Source organism: Exiguobacterium sp. s127 (assembly GCF_018618695.1).
Lineage (GTDB): Bacteria > Bacillota > Bacilli > Exiguobacteriales > Exiguobacteriaceae > Exiguobacterium_A > Exiguobacterium_A oxidotolerans.
The window spans coordinates 174,972-190,888 of the sequence record NZ_JACSMO010000005.1; the positions used below are offsets into that span (position 1 = coordinate 174,972).

The 15,917-nt window shown below is 48.0% G+C and carries 19 protein-coding genes and 1 other RNA gene; 12 read left to right on the forward strand and 8 right to left on the reverse strand.

From position 1 onward, the window contains the following. Positions 1-72 precede the first annotated feature (72 nt). From KNP98_RS08800 to KNP98_RS08810, 3 genes are all read left to right on the forward strand, one after another. Positions 73-2,409 (forward strand): glycoside hydrolase family 31 protein, encoded by a 2,337-nt coding sequence (locus KNP98_RS08800; protein WP_251135155.1) that lies wholly within the window; start codon positions 73-75, stop codon positions 2,407-2,409. Between the two features lie 277 nt (positions 2,410-2,686). Further along, positions 2,687-3,589, forward strand: coding sequence for an acyl-ACP desaturase (locus KNP98_RS08805; RefSeq protein WP_088836876.1), 903 nt, complete (start codon positions 2,687-2,689; stop codon positions 3,587-3,589). Between the two features lie 13 nt (positions 3,590-3,602). Further along, positions 3,603-3,863 (forward strand): hypothetical protein, encoded by a 261-nt coding sequence (locus tag KNP98_RS08810; RefSeq protein WP_029333470.1) that lies wholly within the window; start codon positions 3,603-3,605, stop codon positions 3,861-3,863. A 117-nt stretch (positions 3,864-3,980) separates the two neighbouring features. Here the strand turns inward: KNP98_RS08810 and KNP98_RS08815 are convergent, their stop codons facing one another. Both KNP98_RS08815 and KNP98_RS08820 read right to left on the reverse strand, forming a co-directional pair. Next, complete coding sequence (locus tag KNP98_RS08815) at positions 3,981-4,562, reverse strand: DUF1643 domain-containing protein (RefSeq protein ID WP_029333471.1); 582 nt, start codon at positions 4,560-4,562, stop codon at positions 3,981-3,983. A 13-nt stretch (positions 4,563-4,575) separates the two neighbouring features. Then, a complete protein-coding gene (locus KNP98_RS08820; protein WP_029333472.1) occupies positions 4,576-5,259 on the reverse strand; it encodes a lytic transglycosylase domain-containing protein in 684 nt (227 codons plus the stop codon). A 315-nt stretch (positions 5,260-5,574) separates the two neighbouring features. On the opposite strand from KNP98_RS08820, the gene KNP98_RS08825 reads away from it, so the two are divergent. Continuing rightward, positions 5,575-5,997, forward strand: coding sequence for a hypothetical protein (locus tag KNP98_RS08825; protein WP_088836877.1), 423 nt, complete (start codon positions 5,575-5,577; stop codon positions 5,995-5,997). Between the two features lie 109 nt (positions 5,998-6,106). Here KNP98_RS08825 and KNP98_RS08830 read toward each other — a convergent pair whose 3' ends face one another. The 3 genes from KNP98_RS08830 to KNP98_RS08840 form a co-directional block, all read right to left on the reverse strand. Continuing rightward, positions 6,107-7,006: a hypothetical protein gene (locus KNP98_RS08830; RefSeq protein ID WP_159172632.1), complete on the reverse strand. Its 900-nt coding sequence runs from the start codon at positions 7,004-7,006 to the stop codon at positions 6,107-6,109. Between the two features lie 92 nt (positions 7,007-7,098). After that, positions 7,099-7,305 (reverse strand): DUF2922 domain-containing protein, encoded by a 207-nt coding sequence (locus tag KNP98_RS08835; RefSeq protein WP_029333475.1) that lies wholly within the window; start codon positions 7,303-7,305, stop codon positions 7,099-7,101. A gap of 18 nt (positions 7,306-7,323) precedes the next feature. After that, the gene (locus tag KNP98_RS08840) at positions 7,324-7,551 is read right to left on the reverse strand and encodes a DUF1659 domain-containing protein (RefSeq protein WP_029333476.1); all 228 of its coding nucleotides are present in this window, start codon (positions 7,549-7,551) and stop codon (positions 7,324-7,326) included. 70 nt (positions 7,552-7,621) lie between these two features. Here KNP98_RS08840 and KNP98_RS08845 point away from each other — a divergent pair, with 70 nt between their 5' ends. From KNP98_RS08845 to KNP98_RS08860, 4 genes are all read left to right on the forward strand, one after another. After that, positions 7,622-8,617 (forward strand): potassium channel family protein, encoded by a 996-nt coding sequence (locus tag KNP98_RS08845; protein WP_214765629.1) that lies wholly within the window; start codon positions 7,622-7,624, stop codon positions 8,615-8,617. 68 nt (positions 8,618-8,685) lie between these two features. Further along, the gene (locus tag KNP98_RS08850) at positions 8,686-9,378 is read left to right on the forward strand and encodes a hypothetical protein (RefSeq protein WP_159172631.1); all 693 of its coding nucleotides are present in this window, start codon (positions 8,686-8,688) and stop codon (positions 9,376-9,378) included. Positions 9,379-9,437: 59 nt separating this feature from the next. Beyond that, complete coding sequence (locus KNP98_RS08855; protein ID WP_088836881.1) at positions 9,438-9,851, forward strand: hypothetical protein; 414 nt, start codon at positions 9,438-9,440, stop codon at positions 9,849-9,851. A gap of 59 nt (positions 9,852-9,910) precedes the next feature. Further along, the gene (locus tag KNP98_RS08860; RefSeq protein ID WP_214811168.1) at positions 9,911-11,254 is read left to right on the forward strand and encodes a S8 family peptidase; all 1,344 of its coding nucleotides are present in this window, start codon (positions 9,911-9,913) and stop codon (positions 11,252-11,254) included. Positions 11,255-11,306: 52 nt separating this feature from the next. Here KNP98_RS08860 and KNP98_RS08865 read toward each other — a convergent pair whose 3' ends face one another. Beyond that, positions 11,307-11,759 (reverse strand): hypothetical protein, encoded by a 453-nt coding sequence (locus KNP98_RS08865; protein WP_235195231.1) that lies wholly within the window; start codon positions 11,757-11,759, stop codon positions 11,307-11,309. Between the two features lie 135 nt (positions 11,760-11,894). Here KNP98_RS08865 and rnpB point away from each other — a divergent pair. Beyond that, an RNA gene (gene rnpB, locus KNP98_RS08870) (RNase P RNA component class B) lies at positions 11,895-12,268 on the forward strand. A gap of 109 nt (positions 12,269-12,377) precedes the next feature. After that, entirely contained in the window at positions 12,378-13,523 is a 1,146-nt protein-coding gene (locus tag KNP98_RS08875; protein WP_088836883.1) for a THUMP domain-containing class I SAM-dependent RNA methyltransferase, read from the forward strand. 353 nt (positions 13,524-13,876) lie between these two features. Here KNP98_RS08875 and KNP98_RS08880 read toward each other — a convergent pair whose 3' ends face one another. Further along, entirely contained in the window at positions 13,877-14,122 is a 246-nt protein-coding gene (locus KNP98_RS08880) for a hypothetical protein (protein ID WP_214801295.1), read from the reverse strand. A 320-nt stretch (positions 14,123-14,442) separates the two neighbouring features. Between KNP98_RS08880 and KNP98_RS08885 the strand changes: the two genes are divergently transcribed. Continuing rightward, positions 14,443-14,727: a hypothetical protein gene (locus KNP98_RS08885; protein WP_214801298.1), complete on the forward strand. Its 285-nt coding sequence runs from the start codon at positions 14,443-14,445 to the stop codon at positions 14,725-14,727. Positions 14,728-14,779: 52 nt separating this feature from the next. Here KNP98_RS08885 and KNP98_RS08890 read toward each other — a convergent pair whose 3' ends face one another. Then, a complete protein-coding gene (locus KNP98_RS08890) occupies positions 14,780-15,109 on the reverse strand; it encodes an ABC transporter permease (protein ID WP_214769574.1) in 330 nt (109 codons plus the stop codon). Between the two features lie 167 nt (positions 15,110-15,276). Here KNP98_RS08890 and KNP98_RS08895 point away from each other — a divergent pair, with 167 nt between their 5' ends. Continuing rightward, positions 15,277-15,891, forward strand: a complete 615-nt coding sequence (locus KNP98_RS08895; RefSeq protein WP_214769571.1) for an SMI1/KNR4 family protein — start codon at positions 15,277-15,279, stop codon at positions 15,889-15,891. The last annotated feature ends 26 nt before the right edge of the window (positions 15,892-15,917 follow it).

The following is a 15,917-nucleotide window of genomic DNA, read 5'->3' on the forward strand; positions in this document are numbered from 1 at the left end:
GAAGTGAAAAGGACGATTTCGTCCTGATCCCGTATGCGAACAATTGACGAATCCCATTTCTATACGCGAGACATGAAACCACTGGCACGACCGGAAGCGATCATTCAAGGTGATCATTACCGCTTCACGATTTTGACGAGTCGGATGATTCGGATGGAATACGCGGAGGATGGTCGCTTTGAGGACCGGCCGACGCAAACGGTCTGGAACCGCGATTTTCCCGTCCCGTCATTCCGAATCGTTGAAGACGATACGGAATTGCAAATTATCACGGAACATGTGCACCTCCACTATACGAAAGGTCCGTTCGCTGAGAACACGTTATATGTCGACGTGCTCGGGAACTTCAGTACGTACTACAGCCGCTATACATTCGGCGGACCGCTCCGGACGCTCAAAGGGACGGCGCGGACACTCGACCATGCGGACGGGGAGATTCCGCTCGAAGAAGGAATCATCTCCCGCCAAGGGTACGCGGCGATTGACGACTCGGCTTCGTTCGTCCTGACGGAAGATCATTTCGTCGAGCCGCGCCAAGACGGGGCAAAAGATATTTATTACTTCGGTTATGGTCATGACTACAAACAAGCGCTGAAGGACTTCTATCATTTAACAGGACCGACGCCGATGTTGCCGCGTCAAGTTCTCGGGAACTGGTGGAGCCGTTACTGGCGCTATAACGAAAAAGAATACAAAGACTTGATGACACGTTTCAAAAAAGAAGACGTCCCGTTTTCCGTCAGCGTCATCGACATGGATTGGCACGTGACCGACATTCCGGAAAAATACGGGAGCGGTTGGACCGGCTATACGTGGAACCGCGACTTGTTCCCCGATCCGCGAGGCTTCCTGAAATGGTTGAAGGATGATGACCGGATGGTGACGCTCAACCTGCACCCGGCGGACGGTGTTCGCGGGTTTGAAGAGGCTTATGAAGCGATGGCTGTCGCGATGGGACTTGATCCGGATACGGAAGACCGGATTCCGTTTGATTTTTCGGACAAGACGTTCATCGAAAACTACTTCACGAAACTGCATCACCCGCATGAGGCGGACGGCGTCGACTTTTGGTGGATCGACTGGCAACAGGGAGCGAACTCGAAGATTAAAGGGCTCGACCCGCTCTGGATGCTCAATCATTACCATGCGCTCGATATCGCCCGTGACGGCAATCGTCCGTTAATCTTCTCACGCTACGCAGGACCCGGCAGTCATCGTTATCCGGTCGGTTTCTCCGGTGACACGATCATCTCCTGGGCATCACTCAAGTTCCAGCCGTACTTCACGGCGACGGCGTCGAACATCGGCTACGGCTGGTGGAGTCACGATATCGGCGGACACCAGCGCGGTGAAAAAGATGATGAATTATCGACGCGCTGGCTCCAATATGGTGTCTTCAGCCCGGTCATGCGTTTGCACAGTACGATGAGCATCTTTAACGGGAAGGAACCGTGGCGGTATTCGGTCGAGGCGGAACAAGTCATGAAACGGTATTTACGGTTGCGTCATCAACTCGTCCCGTATATCTACACGATGAATGCCCGCAATCATTTTGACGGATTGCCGCTCGTCTCACCGATGTATTATGAGCATCCGGAAGACGAACTTGCTTATGCCGTCCCGAACCAGTATTATTTCGGAACGGAAATGATGGTCGCACCGATCGTCGAACCGATGAATCAGAAATTACACGTCGCGGCGACGACGGCGTGGTTGCCGGACGGGGAATGGTTCGATTTCTTCTCCGGTCACCGTTATACAGGCGGGAAACAAATGCGTCTGTTCCGAAAGCTTGACGAACAGGCGGTTCTCGCGAAAGCAGGCGCGATCATTCCGCTCGGTCGACACGTCGAGCACTCGAACGCCTTGCATAATCCGGAACACCTCGATGTTCACGTATTCCCTGGCGCCTCGAACCAATTCACGCTGTTTGAGGATGACAGTGTCGGTGTCGCCCACCGGGACGGGGAAAACGTCGAGACATCGTTCGAACTCGACTGGGTCGCCCGGACGATGACGATCGCAGCACCAATCGGAAAACAGGAACTGTTGCCTGAAAAACGGGTCATCACCGTGATTTTACGTGGTGTCAACGAAGGGTATATCGTCCGTGACGGAGAAACGTTACCGGGCGAATATGACCCGAAAAAACAATCGTTGACGGTTTCGCTCGGTGAAGTGACGGAAACGGTCACGTTATCGCTCCAAGTCGAAATGTCAACGAACGATAATCGGATGGAACGCTTATATGAGTTCCTCGATCAGGCGGAAATCGGCTACGACTTGAAGGACCGTCTCTATCGTCTATTGACGCAACGTCTTGAGCCGATCAATTTGATGCATCAGCTCCAGGCACTGGATCTTGAGAAGGATCTCGTCGACTGTTTACTTGAATTGATGCTGTACTGACGCGAAAATGAACGACAGGATGAATAGTATTCAAATCATTTTAGCGATTTTTCTCAAGTGAGTCATAAGCCTGTATGCATGGATTTTTAAAAAATCTGTGAATGCAGGTTTTTTTTCTTGGATAGGACGGCGTCTCACTTTATAATGTCTACAGTAGCTAATACGACCTGCTCCTTAAAATGTTATAGCCATAAACAAGTTTGATTTAAATCATTATAATGGTTAAATACATTTAAATGGGTTAAGGTTAAAAAAACATCTTAAAGGAGACATGATCATGTTAAATTCAGATTTAGATATTCGTTTAGAACCGCGCATTCAAGAATTATATCGATTACATAAGGAACGCTCTGCACATATCGACTGGAGCTATCACGAATTCATTCCTTGGGACAAGGCGATGTCATTTAAACGGGTTCCTTGGGAGGAAAGTCAAGTCACGCTTCCGGAAGGTGTCATCGTTGCGGTGGAAACGGCCTTGCTGACAGAAGTGAATTTACCTTGGTACACGTCGCATTTGGATTACACCTTTAAAAATTCGATGGAGGTCATCAATGATTTCGTCCGTACGTGGACGGCGGAGGAAGATCAGCATTCGAGCTTACTCGAAACGTATTTACTCGTGACACGAAACGTCAATCCGACCCGGTTGCATCAATTAAGAAGACGCGTCGTTGAAAGTGGTTGGTTCCCGGACTTTACGAATCCTTTAGCAACAATGGCCTATACGTCGTTGCAGGAGCTTGCGACACTCGTTTTCTATAACAACGTCGCGAGAGTGGCAGGGGCGCATGACAAAGACTTGGCGACGCTGCTTCGCCGTTTGGCGAAAGACGAAGCCCTTCACTATGCGTTCTATCGCGATACGGTAAAGGCACACCTTGAGCTCGATCCGAACTTCATCGTGTTCTTTGAAGATGTCATCATTAACTTCTCGATGCCGGGTGCCGTCATGCCGGACTTTACCGAGCGCATGAAAACCATCGCCGTCGATACGAATTACGGACCACTCCAATACTTCGACCAAGTATTAGATGTCGTCGTGAAATACTGGGATATCGAGAACTTGGAACCGACGAGTGAAGAAGCCAAACAATCACAAGCGAACATCATGAAATATCATGGACGTCTAAAACGAATCAAAGAACGCCAATTAGGAAAAAGTAAGCAAGATGTCTGAAAAGGGGAGCGGAATGAACATGACGTGCGAAATATGTGGAAAAGAAACGAATAACCAAGTCAGTTATCTGGAACTGGAGACGTGGGAATTTAAATCTTTGAAGACAGATGAAAAAGACTTTCATGCGGTTTGTTACAGCTGTTTTGATAAGCATACGAACCAGTTCATCGATCAAGAAATGGATCTTGAATTGAGAAAAAAACGTTCGCAGATGGTGAATAAAGAAGTCGAAGCAGAAATCGAAGCTATTCTGGAAGTCGAAGTCGAAAAGTGATTCGAACCGCTTTACCGATGAGACAAGACAGCATCCAGACGTAAATGCTTTAATCGTCCTAAAAAAAGGTGTTCTCCCGTGTGTAAGAACCGGGAAGAACACCTTTTTGTTGACGCATTATTTACGCCGCAGTTTTTTCGCTTTTTGTTGCATCTCACGATACGTAATCATCGGACTGTCGTCGACGGTCAGACGCAAGTGGTTCGGTTCGCCTTTAGACGTGATGCCGGAGCAGTATAATATGTCGGCATATTCGTTGAATAAATCTTCGAATGCAGGCAAGTGGTGCATCAAGCGACCCGGGGAGCCCCATCCGCATAAGACAACACCATTTTTGGCCCGGACTTGCTGTAACGTCTGTTCGACGAATTGGTAGTTGATTTCGTCATAGCTCGCCTGAGCGAACGGTAAATCTTCACTGACGAGTAAATCAGGCATCAAGCTGATGATATCGTATTGTTTGACGGGAGCACTGACGTGTTTCTTCATCAAGTTATACGCCCGTTGTGTCGTCGTCCCGGACAAGAAGGCGTCCGTCGTCCGCGGTGTATAAATCATCGCGGCGACGTGCGTTCCTTCCTCGATGTCGTCAAAGATGTAGCTTCGCAAATAACGTTTCGTCTTGTCTGCATCAAATGTCGTCTTGACGCGGATTGACGATTCCTCGATCTGAAGTGATGAAAGATCGGGTTGTGTCATGGTGGTGCCTCCTTTAATTGAGTAAACGTGAGCTGACGCGAAGAAGTAGGGCGAGTGTCTTTTGTTTGAAGTCGAGGTCGTTCGCATCAATCGTCTCGACTTGCTGTTGATAATTATCGTATTGTGCGAGGACGTCGACGACATATTGTTCACTGCGATTGTATTCAAACAGTGCGGACTCGAGCGTCTGGCGTTCAGATGTTTTCGTGACGTCATGCTGGTTGAGGTACTTCGCTGCCGTATGGGCGCTATCCGTCAGGTTCGTCGGATCGGCTTTGCCGTCCTGGTCAGCATCGACCCCAAGACCGCCATACTTTTCAATTGCTTCCGGATCCGTCAAATCAATCCCGTCGTGCTCGATGTCACCGAGCGACGTACCACCTTCATATCCCCAACCGACCCATGTTTTCGGCATGAATTGGAATGGACCGATGGCGCCGACGGACGACTGCATCGCGGAAGAGTTCGAAAAAATCGTCTCGACCCGATGGATTGCTGCTAACAGCTTCCAATCGATTTCATACCGGTCACCGGCTTGTTCGTAGATGTCGATGTTCTCGGCAGGGACGCCGTATTGCCCGTAATAGGTACGATACAATTCATTTTGGACACGTTCCCGATTCTGCCAGTAGACGAAGCTGCCGGCGATGAGGACGAACAGTACGAACAAGATGCTAACTCGTAAAAACTTTCGCATAATGTTCTCTCCTCTTTCGATGATTCCACTGAATGGTATCACATTTTTAGTGGAGCTAGTAGCTATTTCTTTACGGGACGGATGGTGTCGAATGATTCGATCATTTTTTGCCGATTTGCGTCCAGGCGGTTAAAAAAAGCAAGACGCGGGGAATGTTGTTAATTACTGCCATCGTCAACAGCGGAAAAGTTTGTTAGACTGAACGTCAGACGAAGGCATCGTTCAGTTTCATTAGTTTGTCACTTGCACGAAAGGTCAATCGGCTTGTAGAATAAGAGAGTAAACGCTTACACATCAAAGGAGATGGACGAAACCATGCGAACGATCACTTCCACTGGCGAACGAAAGAAAACGAGTTGGATTTTGAACATCGGTAGTCAGCCAAAGTTAAAGACGGACGGAGTGATTGAAACGTCGATGGATCATGAGCGACGCATCCTCTTTCAGCAATGGTCGATTCCGACGACGGAGACGTTAATTTTTAGGTTTAAGCAACAATTCCCGAACCATCTCTGCGAGAACGGGTATGATGTGTATGGAGCGGCTGCTTTTGATGAGCAGGTCGTAGAACTGATTTCAAATTGGTTCGTCGAACTCGTCACGGTCCTGACGGCGATTCAACGGACAAAAGGGATTCATCATGTTCATATTAAAGGCGGCGTCGCGAAACGAACGGACTTTTTACCGACGATCCGCAGAACGTGTCGGGCCCTCGAGTCGACGCTCGACATCACTTAATTTCAAAATGCCGCTACCTCGAAGTAAGTGTTCGACGGTAGCGGCATTTTTTTGTTTCGGAAAATCGGTTTCATTTAATAGGTATTTCATGCGTGAGAGTCGAAAGAGGTTACGTACGCGAATCGAGATTCTTCTCGACGGAGCGGCAGGCACGGAGTAACGCGTCCTTGAAGAAGCGATCTTCCTGTGAAGCCAGTTGGCGTGTCGCATCTTCGTCGCCACGCAGTGACTTGCCGAGCATTTGGATGACCTTGACCCAGCGGCGGACATGGTCGAGTTGGGGACGGCCCATTGCGACATAGACCGTGAACCAGTCATTTTGATCGCGGCGGATCATCCGTTGGAACAAGGATTTCGCTAAATCGACTTCTTCTGTCGAAGGCAGCTCGTTCGTTTCGAAAAACTGACGTAAGCCCCGGATGGCCGTCACGTATGCCGCGAGGACTTCAGCCGACGGTTGGTGTTTTCCGTAGTCGGAAGTCGACAAGTGGATCAAGGCCGGTTTTTTCTCGATGCCCGTCACCCAAGCTGCTATCGTTTTGCTGCCTTTGAGCGCTTGGCGGTTCGCGACGGGAAGTTTTGCCGTGACTTGTCCGACTTTCCCGATGACGGTCACTTTACTGTTGCGTTCCTGAATCTCCGTGACCTTCATCTCGACGGTGTCACCCATCTCGAACGGGATTGCTTTCGGTTGGAGCTTCTCTCCGGCAGAGAGGGGAGAGCGTTTACGGATCATCCGTAATGCTTCCTGCTCCATCCGGTCGTCGAGCGACCATAAGTGTTCCGGAGGGACGTTACGGAAACGGCGGCGCCGCACCTTGATGTATTGATCAAGCGACTCCGCTGCTTGTTGACGGGTCGCGTCACCGGTCGCGACCGGTCCGATGATGTCTCGGAGCGTGATCGACTCGAGTCGTTCCATAATTCCTTCGAATGGAATCAGTTCCATTACATAGAGACTACAGACGACGAGTTCGCATTCGCGAGGGGTAAGAGGGCGTTTGGCCATAAATTGACTTCCTTTCCAGCTGGTTGATAACACTAGTATACCAAAAAAAAGTCATCATCACCTCAATCGGTGATGATGACAACTGGTGCGTGTTAGAGGACGTAGGCGGATTCCGAGCTGTTTTGCAGTTCGGCTTCACGCAGTTTGATGATGCCGTTATAAAACGGATCGTGTGCGACCATCAAGTTGCCGAGGGCTTTGACCTCAGCGACCGTCGTGTCTGCTTTCGCACCGGATAACCGAAGGCGAAACGGTTTGTTCGTCGATGTGTCGAACGTCAATAAAATGGTATGTTCCATGAGAATCCTCCTTTAAGATTAGGCGTTGAGTAGGGCGTAGTCACGACTGATTTCACTGTGTGTGTATGTTCCTGTAATCATTGCGCCGATGGCTTGACCGATTGCAGCGACAGCTTCAGGAGCTAAGTCTGGACGGAGTCCGTTGAAGCGACGACGGGCGATGAGGGCATCTCCGTTCGGTGAAACTTTATCCGCTCGTTCGAAGACGACGACGAGACTCGTTTTGATTTCTTCCGCTTGTGTCATGTGTATCACCTCCTTCGCCCCTATTAACAGGGTGCGAAGAGATATTGTTCGAAAGGAAGTGAAAAAAAGAATGATTTGGTTTCGATTTTTACGAAAGATGTCCTTTTTAAAGATGCGGACGTTAGGCTATGCGTCGTTTTTCTTTGTGTTCGGCGTCGCCTTGCTGATGTATCTCGTCGAACCGGAGACGTTCGGCTCGTATTTCCGTGCCGTCTACTGGACGATGACGACCGTCGTCACGGTCGGATACGGTGATTTCTTCCCGAATACGGATTTCGGGCGGATGATGACGATTTTTGTATTCATTTTCGGGATCGGGATCGTCGGGAGTTTAATTTCGAAGCTCGTCGACGGAGTCCAAGTGATCCGCGATCAAAAAGAGAGAGGGTTGTTGCAAGTGAAAGAGTCAGGCCATACGATCGTCTTCGGCTACAGCCGCCGGTCGAAACATGTCATCGAGGAACTGCTCGAGACGACGGATGTCATCCTCGTCGATGATTTGGAGCGGGAACCATTCAGTCACGAACGGTTCCACTATGTCAACGGGGACCCGGCACTCGCCTCGACGTTACAACGGGCGAACGTCAAACAGGCGGCGCGTGCAATCGTCCTCGCCGATCATTCAATGCCACCGGCGCTGGCGGACGGCCGGACGCTGCTGATTGCTTCGAGTATCGAACGCGCGAATCCGGACATCTATACAATCGTCGAGATGATGCTTGAAGAACATCTCGACAGCTTTGAACAAATCAAGGTCGACGAAGTCATTCTCGGGGACGAAACGATTTCCCGGATGGCGATTCTCGCCTCCCATCACCCGGGCGTGACGAAAGTCGTGACGAACTTATTGACGAAACACGGGGACGGAATGTTCTCGATTCCGGTACGGCCGGAGTGGACGACGTACCGTGAAGCGTTCCATGCGATGCTCGAAGAAGGCGTGACGATTTTGTCTGACGGAAAGCGACTCGACCTGAACCGAAGGCTCGACGAAACGATTCCGTCCGGCTCATTGTTGATCGTGTTATGTGGAGAAGAAACAGCTAAACGGATTGGTGCTTTTTAAAGAAGAGGATTACATTTATTTCTTTTCGGGTATAGTAAATAAATTTACTATGTAGAGGAGAATTTATTATGACGAACGAACAACCAGAGTGGATTCAAGAATTATTTGAGACTGTCGATCAAGGAGATTTGAAAGATGTCCCGAAATTACTTTATATGGCGCTAACATTAGAACCAAGTTATTTCACGAAAGCAGTCAGTCGACTCAACCAGCGGCTGGAAGTCGAAACGCTCCGTGACGTATCGGAGCTGTTGACGGTGTATCGTCAATTCTTCATCTCGGCGAACCCGTCGGAAGAATATTGGACGGTCGCCTGGAATGAATTGATTCAAACGATGCACCACTTCATCGACCGGACGGAAGCACAACAACTCTTTAAAGAGCACGTCGATTTAATCGACTGGTGGTCAAGTGAATCGTTGTTATCGTTACCGAGCTGGTTGACGGTCCTCGATTTAGCGGAACGCATTGATGCGCTCGATCAATTCAGCAGCTACTTGCCGGACATTTTTGAAAGTTACGCTCTTGAGACGGCGAAAGACGAGCCGTTTGCGCGGCTTGCCTGGTACGCTCTCGCAAGTCAGCAACAAGCGTTGCTTGAGCCACACCGGGCGCGCATCGCCGAGTCGGAAGCGACTGAAATCCGCTCGCTCCAAAAGTCTGATTTACTCGATCAAATTGATACGACGCGCGTCCATGTGTTAAAGTCTAAGAACAACGAACCGATTGAATTGATGTTTGATCGAAAATGGACATTATAAGGCAGTGAACAGCAAGTCACATCAAGAAACTACACGAATTTAATCCAAGGGGTGTAGTGATGATACACGTCAATGTACCGAGCGGTGACTACATCGTTCTAGTTGAAATCAATCGCGAAGTATTACTTTGTCAGACGTTAGAAGACGCGGATCAAGCTCAGCGCGACCGCTATGAACTGGTCGGGAGAATGAGTGAACGCCTCCCGGCAGAAGTAATCGGTCCCTCGATTGCGGATTTCGTCAGATTTTCAACGGGTTTCATTGGCGAATCTGTAATATGGAACGAGGACGAAGAAGCGTTTTTTTGTCAGCAGTTTGAGACATTTGACGGTTCTCCGCTCGGAGAAGACTTGACGGGGATTGACGCCGCGCGTTGGCGCGCCGTCCTGGCACGGTACTATGCGTATGTCACGATTGGGAAAATCACTTCATTTGAAGTCAGCGAAGAATCAGGTGGCACTGTTCCTTTTTAAGTCCGTTGAATCAGCAAATCAATCGAATCGGCGTGTGTTAACAGAAGGGCAGGGTCCATATGAAAAAGCAACTTGTATCACTCACTGTCGCGCTTGCGGTCGGTCTACCGACGACGGCATTCGCTAGTTCCCAATATGTCCAGTACGATCCGACGTTCACTGACCAACAAAAACAAACCTGGTTAAAAGACCAAGGCCTAAAAGAAGTACGTCCGCTGAAACAGGACGGATTTTCGCTCGTCGAGCCACTCGCACACCTCGATGCGGATGAAGTCAAAGCTGACTTGATTCCCGTCACGGAAGTCGAGAAGGCGACCGATTCGGCACAATTGCAACAAACATATCTTGATCAATCACGCATCCCTACTTACTGGAAGTACAGTCATGGGAAATCAGATATCCGCGTCGCAATCATCGATGACGCGATCGATACGAAACACTCGGAATTCAAGAACGTCATCTATAAGACGACGACGATTTCAGGAATCCGTAAACCGGATGATCACGGGACGCATGTCGCCGGAATCGTCGCAGCTGCAGAAGACGGAAAAGGCATCGTCGGTGTCGCTTCCGGTGTCAAGCTGATCGGCGCGGACGTCTTTGACGGCGATTACGCCAGTTCGATTGATATCGGTGACGGGATTTTGTATGCGATCGCGCAAGGCGCGGACGTCATCAATCTGTCGCTCGGTCAATATGAATTTGATCCGTACATGGAAAAAGCAATCAAGAAGGCGGAAGCGAATAACATCATCGTCGTCGGTGCTGCCGGCAACGACGGTCGCAATAAATTGCTCTTCCCGGCGTCGATGTCGTCAGTCGTCGCCGTCGGTTCGGTCGGAACGCTCGGTCGGGCATCGACATTCTCGAACTACGGACGTGGACTGAACATCATGGCACCAGGGGAGGGCGTCTACTCGACGATCGTCGGGAACAAATACGGCTACCTCGACGGAACGTCGATGGCGACACCGATCGTCAGTGGCGTCATGGCGCTTGCGAAGTCAAAGAACCCGTTCATTTCGAACCATACGCTCCGCAGTAAGCTTTATGCGGCCGCATCGAAAAAATCAGGCGATACGTCGCTTCATTACGGGAAAGGCCGTCTGAATGCCGGGATGCTGGCGAAAGTACCGGCTCCGATTTCGAAAATCTCGTTGCCGTCCGTCATTAAACCGAACCAGACGTTTTCGTTCTATTTTAATGAGTATTCGAGTGCGTCGACCCGGACCCGTCTGTATAAGGACGGTGCCGTCGTCAAAACGTTTTCCGACTCGAACTTACGCAACGGGCTTCACAAATTTTCCTACAAGCTAAAGGACAAAGGGACGTACAAACTCGTCTTCACGACGTCTGCCGGCCGCCATACACGAACGGTCGAACGTGTCCTGACGGTCAAATAATCAAATAAAAAAAGCCAATTCCTCATGTGAGGAACTGGCTCGAAGAAAGGACTCAAAGATCTTGCTTTGGGTCTTTTCCTTTTTTATAAACGGGAGTCGGCACGGTGAGCGTCTCACCTGTCCACTCGATTTTAGCTTCCATTTTATACCCGGTATCATCCTCATGGACAAACGAGAGGCGTCCCGAATCAATTAGTTGATACAAACCGAATTCAACCTGTTCCGCCCATGAGCGTAATGTCATCGCTTCATCATAGAGTGGAATTTGTTGCGGGAATCGTTCGTTCATCAAAAGAATATCGTGTTGGTCGAAATGATAGCTTCGTTTTGATAACGCATCCGGTTGTTTGACGTTAAATGGCTCGAACGCATGGATGAGTTCTCCTTTACGATAAAAGGCAAAGATGCCGTTGCGGAGATGCAGCGCCTTGATTTCATCGATTTCGATCAAGAACGTCAGCTTCCGGACGGTACGCTGGTTCGTACCAGAGCGTCGTTTTTTCATAGTACATGCCCCCTTCTGAACCATTGTACTATACCGCGAAATCACGTGAACACGCAACTTTTTCGATTGTCCTTTTTGAAAATAAACCTTGCGGGAAACAGGGGAGTACGCTACACTGTTAAGCAGTGACTATGTTGGTTCGGACAATTGCGGGGCACTTCGGTGCTTTGAGGAAAGTCCATGCTCGCACAACCTGCGATGGTTGTAGTGATCGTGCTACACGAAAAGATAAGTGTAGGCAGCGTCGTGCTGACGGCAGAAGGAACGCCTAAGTCTTCGGATAGGGCCGAAACTTCTTGAAAGTGCCACAGTGACGGAGCCTTACTGGAAACAGTAAGGGTGGAACGAGGTAAACCCCACGAGCGAGAAACCCAAATTTGGTAGGGGAATTTCCGGAGCGGAACTGAACGCGAAGGAGAGCGTATGTAAATACGGAGATAGATGATTGTCGCCCACGTGTGAGGGTCAAACCGTTTGCAACACTAGGGAACAGAACATGGCTTACAGGACCACATAGGCTGTTATTTTTACTTTGAACGAGAGTCCAGGTCCAACTGGGCTCTTTTTTTATTGAAATGATTTTGGAAATCTTAAAAACAGGTAGGAGCGTGAACAATCATGGCAAAACGTTTAGTCATCGCGACGGCAGCGATGGGCATCGAGGCATTGGTCGCGAAAGAAGTCCGCGATTTAGGATATGAGTGTACGGTCGAAGACGGAAAAGTTTACATCGACTGTGAGATGGAAGACATTCCACGTTTGAACTTGTGGCTCCGGACGGCAGACCGAGTCAAACTGGTCGTCGCGGAATTTAAGGCGACGTCGTTCGAAAAATTATTTGATCAAGTCAAAGACCTTCCGTGGAGCGAACTGCTCCCGTGGGAAGCGAACTACGTCGTCAACGGGCGGTCCGTCAAATCGAAACTGTTCTCAATCCGGGACTGCCAGAAGATCACGGAAAAAGCGATCGTCTCGCACATGCAGGAAGCGTATAACAAAGGGGACGAGTGGCTGCCGAAAACCGGTGCCAGCTTCCCGATTGAAGTCGCGCTCTTAAAAGACATCGCGACGCTGACAATCGATACGTCAGGCGACGCCCTCCATAAACGCGGCTACCGCGAGTTCCACTCAGCGGCACCGCTGAAAGAGACGATGGCAGCGGCAATGCTGATGCTGACGAACTGGAAGCCGGACATGCCGCTCTACGACGTCTTTACGGGTTCCGGAACACTGGCAATCGAAGCGGCGATGATCGGACGCAATATCGCACCCGGGATCAACCGTGAGTTCGTCTCGCAGGAATGGGCAGCGATTCCGAAAAAAGCTTGGTTCGACGCAATCAAGGAAGCAAACGAAAAAGCTGAGTGGGACAAGCCGCTCAAAATCTATGCCAACGATACGGATCCCGAGATGGTCAAGCTCGCGAAACAAAACGCTGAGCTCGCGGACGTCCGGGACGCGATCAACGTCATGCAACGCGACGCAGCCGACTTCAAGCCGAAGGAAGACTTTGGTGTCATCATCGGCAACCCGCCGTACGGGGAACGTCTCGAAGACGCACGTGAAGTCCATCAGTTGTACCGGAAAGTCGGTAACGCCTTTAAGGAATTCCCGTATTACAGTGTCTATATGATCACGTCATACGTCGAGTTCGAGAAAGCGTTCGGCCGCCCGGCGACGAAACGCCGTAAGCTGTATAACGGGAACATCGAAGTTCAGTTTTATCAGTACTACGGATTGCGCCGGAAACGTCCGCAAGCGTAAGTCGCTCCTGTTGTTTTATTGAAATTTGACTGATATAAGTCAGTCTAAAAACTATGTTTGTGACGGACGTTTCCGTCCTCCATCAATCAAATGGCCGATAATCCCACTTTTCACGGGAATATCGGCCATTTTGGTACAAATTCGTAGTGTTCATAACGCTTTAGTCTGTGACTGAATCACGCATGAAAAAAACACTGATTCGTTTTAATCGATAGATATCCCACATATGAGTCAGCCTCAAGAATTTCCCCGCGAACTGCTCAACAGAGCGTTTTTTGTGTATTCAGTTAGGTATTGTGTTTAATCATACAATTCGTCATACAAAAAAAGCCGTCAAATCGACGGCTAAGCTGTTACCATTCATATCCTTCTTCACTGTAAGATCCATCCGAATTGAAGAAGCGTTCTTCTGTTTTTCCGCTTGATGTATTTGTATAAATGACATATACATCGAGATCATCGTGCTGATCCGCCATTTTTTTAGCAGCTTTACGAGCATCGGCCTCATTCGTAAACGATTCAGTCAAACTTGCTTCTCCATGTTTCTCGACACCGTGCTCTTCATAACCTTCGACTGTCCAGACTTTTTTTGATGACATAACCAACATCCTTTCGTTGCATAGCGAGTTGTGTAACACTTTGCTGTTTATCATTATGCTTGGTTTCATTAAAGTTAGTCAAATCATCATCCTTATATGGATAGAGAACAGCATCCAAAAGGACTTGAGAGTGAAGACGAAAAGCGATTTTTCTCGTTTAAGAGAAGAATTGTTTTTTAGTTTTTCTCCATTTAGGTATTCACTTACATTATTGTAATCATCATAAATATCGAATGAACATCCGTTTCAATATGGTAAATTATTGATATTGATAAATGGTTGGTGGTTTTAAAATATGCTCGACTAGGAGGAAAAATGGAATGGATATTCTGCTAAAAGGTTTACTTTATGCAGCTGTGCTCGGAGCGCAGTATGTATTATCGAGTCAAAAGAATGTGTACTTAGGGGCAGTTGTTCCATTGTTGTTTTCTGCAGGAATGACTTGGCGATATGTTAACGTCGAGTCGGTTAGTACAATACAATACTTGCTAATCACAGGGTTTGGTTTGCTTTGTTTGGTAGCGGAGTGGGGGAAAGGCCGAGAGGTGTTTAGAAAAAAACAGGAAAAAGAGTTGGAGCGCATGAGCATACAGGATTTGAAGTGAACAGACCGTGCATTATGATTCGAAGTTAGGGTTCCTTTTCTATTCTGTATTTTCATCTTGACTGATTTACTTGCCGTCGTTTAATGAAGTTCTTAATCCCTAATACGAGACCGATGATGAGATACAGGATCCCGTTACCAACGATCACGAACCCAATAAAAGCTGCTGCATAAGCTGCTCCAAAACCGTATCCGCCCGTACTATGGTCGATTTTTAAAAAAACAGAACCGGTTATCAAAGCGATGATTGGTCCGAGTATGACAATTAGTAAGCCGGATCCCCATAAAGGCATTTTCCCTTTTTTGTATAAAAGGATAGCTGATACATTTAATGCGATTAAGCTTGGTAATAATACACTCCAAAGTAGTCCATCACCACTCATCTAAAGCCCTCCTTCTAATGATAAAATAGGTAATAAATGTAATAAAAGCACTGAGTTGATCATATCATAAAGTCTGTAATCTAGTATCTTTATTTCCAACTAAAGGTATAAACTGAAGAGGATATTTTGGCGTGATGATAGTTCGAAAAAAATGAGGAGGAGATAAAATGAAACTGATTGAAAGAACGTTGATTTTGCTCAAACAAATGTTCAAAAACGAACCGAGATTTATTATGGGGAGATACGGGAGAAATGGATGGGCAACTTGCACCTTCAATACACCGTTAACTTCTAAAGAGATTGATTCACACTTCCTGAAAGATACGTTTTCTTTACCAAGGGACTACAAACATTTTTTAACGTTACATAATGGATGCGGTTTATTTGAAACAGAATCTGATTTAATCCTAGAATTGTTTCCTCTTGAGGAAATGCTCGAAATGTCGGAAGAGCACCATTCAGAAGACGGTATCCTCTCAGAAGGAAACTACTGGATCATAGGTCAAATAGATGAGAAATGGATTTTAATTGATAAAAATCAATGTACAGATGCAGAAGACTCCTTTAAAAAACCATATATCACGGTCGTGCATCCATCAGATGGTCTGGACACTGCAGTTGCGTTAAATTTAAATTTCGAATGTTTTTTAGAACGTGCTATCATCGCGCAAGGCGACTACTTTTGGGAGTGGTCAGAAGACACTGAACTAACTGTAACGTATGGTGATGTTTCGACGTATGAAGAAATCGACGAAACACTTTATCTCGAAGATAAGAAATAAAATATTTGATTGATTGTCGAAAGGAA

Coding starts and splice junctions, on each gene's coding strand:
- KNP98_RS08885 (WP_214801298.1), top strand. CDS start 14,443: ATGGATATTCTGCTAAAAGGTTTACTTTATGCAGCTGTGCTCGGAGCG.
- KNP98_RS08865 (WP_235195231.1), bottom strand. CDS start 11,759: ATGAAAAAACGACGCTCTGGTACGAACCAGCGTACCGTCCGGAAGCTG.
- KNP98_RS08895 (WP_214769571.1), top strand. CDS start 15,277: ATGAAACTGATTGAAAGAACGTTGATTTTGCTCAAACAAATGTTCAAA.
- KNP98_RS08875 (WP_088836883.1), top strand. CDS start 12,378: ATGGCAAAACGTTTAGTCATCGCGACGGCAGCGATGGGCATCGAGGCA.
- KNP98_RS08845 (WP_214765629.1), top strand. CDS start 7,622: ATGATTTGGTTTCGATTTTTACGAAAGATGTCCTTTTTAAAGATGCGG.
- KNP98_RS08840 (WP_029333476.1), bottom strand. CDS start 7,551: ATGACACAAGCGGAAGAAATCAAAACGAGTCTCGTCGTCGTCTTCGAA.
- KNP98_RS08850 (WP_159172631.1), top strand. CDS start 8,686: ATGACGAACGAACAACCAGAGTGGATTCAAGAATTATTTGAGACTGTC.
- KNP98_RS08830 (WP_159172632.1), bottom strand. CDS start 7,006: ATGGCCAAACGCCCTCTTACCCCTCGCGAATGCGAACTCGTCGTCTGT.
- KNP98_RS08805 (WP_088836876.1), top strand. CDS start 2,687: ATGTTAAATTCAGATTTAGATATTCGTTTAGAACCGCGCATTCAAGAA.
- KNP98_RS08810 (WP_029333470.1), top strand. CDS start 3,603: ATGAACATGACGTGCGAAATATGTGGAAAAGAAACGAATAACCAAGTC.
- KNP98_RS08835 (WP_029333475.1), bottom strand. CDS start 7,305: ATGGAACATACCATTTTATTGACGTTCGACACATCGACGAACAAACCG.
- KNP98_RS08820 (WP_029333472.1), bottom strand. CDS start 5,259: ATGCGAAAGTTTTTACGAGTTAGCATCTTGTTCGTACTGTTCGTCCTC.
- KNP98_RS08880 (WP_214801295.1), bottom strand. CDS start 14,122: ATGTCATCAAAAAAAGTCTGGACAGTCGAAGGTTATGAAGAGCACGGT.
- KNP98_RS08825 (WP_088836877.1), top strand. CDS start 5,575: ATGCGAACGATCACTTCCACTGGCGAACGAAAGAAAACGAGTTGGATT.
- KNP98_RS08860 (WP_214811168.1), top strand. CDS start 9,911: ATGAAAAAGCAACTTGTATCACTCACTGTCGCGCTTGCGGTCGGTCTA.
- KNP98_RS08800 (WP_251135155.1), top strand. CDS start 73: ATGAAACCACTGGCACGACCGGAAGCGATCATTCAAGGTGATCATTAC.
- KNP98_RS08890 (WP_214769574.1), bottom strand. CDS start 15,109: ATGAGTGGTGATGGACTACTTTGGAGTGTATTATTACCAAGCTTAATC.
- KNP98_RS08855 (WP_088836881.1), top strand. CDS start 9,438: ATGATACACGTCAATGTACCGAGCGGTGACTACATCGTTCTAGTTGAA.
- KNP98_RS08815 (WP_029333471.1), bottom strand. CDS start 4,562: ATGACACAACCCGATCTTTCATCACTTCAGATCGAGGAATCGTCAATC.